This window comes from Ferrovum myxofaciens, from assembly GCF_000735045.1.
In the GTDB taxonomy this organism is placed as follows: Bacteria; Pseudomonadota; Gammaproteobacteria; order Burkholderiales; family Ferrovaceae; genus Ferrovum; species Ferrovum myxofaciens.
Genome location: NZ_JPOQ01000385.1, coordinates 1 through 441, shown reverse-complemented (window position 1 = coordinate 441; position 441 = coordinate 1). Strand labels below are relative to the sequence as shown.

Here is a 441-nt window from a genome sequence, read left to right as displayed (position 1 = left end):
CCACAACGCTGGTCAGGGGCTACCCGTAACTGGGAGCCTGTAGGTGCTGTCCAATTGAATCCGGAACGACAAGTTCGGTTGGCGGCTTAAGATGGTTGAGGCGACAGAAACCCTGAAAGACGCCGAGAAACCCGCCGCTTGCAACGTGCCATGGACAGGTCTAAACGTGCCACGAACCCTCATTGTTTTAACGCGAACGGCACATGGAAAAAAGGCCAGAAGTTCGCGCCGAGCAAACGCTATACAGCAATCCGCACCGAATATGCGGAAGTCGAACGCAAGTTGGCCGCCGAACGCAAACGCGCCCATGGTGAACTTGCCAACCAGATTCTCGGACTGGGAAATGTCATCCAGTCCGAAACCCTGTCTTACCTCGCCTTCCAGAAGAATTATGGCAAGAGCGTGAAAGTCAGAGCACCCGGAATGTTCGTCGAACAATTG

General features: G+C 54.2%; 1 pseudogene. It reads left to right on the top strand.

The features are described 5' to 3' along the window. Positions 1 to 150 precede the first annotated feature (150 nt). A pseudogene (locus tag IV91_RS0114150) lies at positions 151 to 441 on the top strand (transposase); the annotation flags it as partial.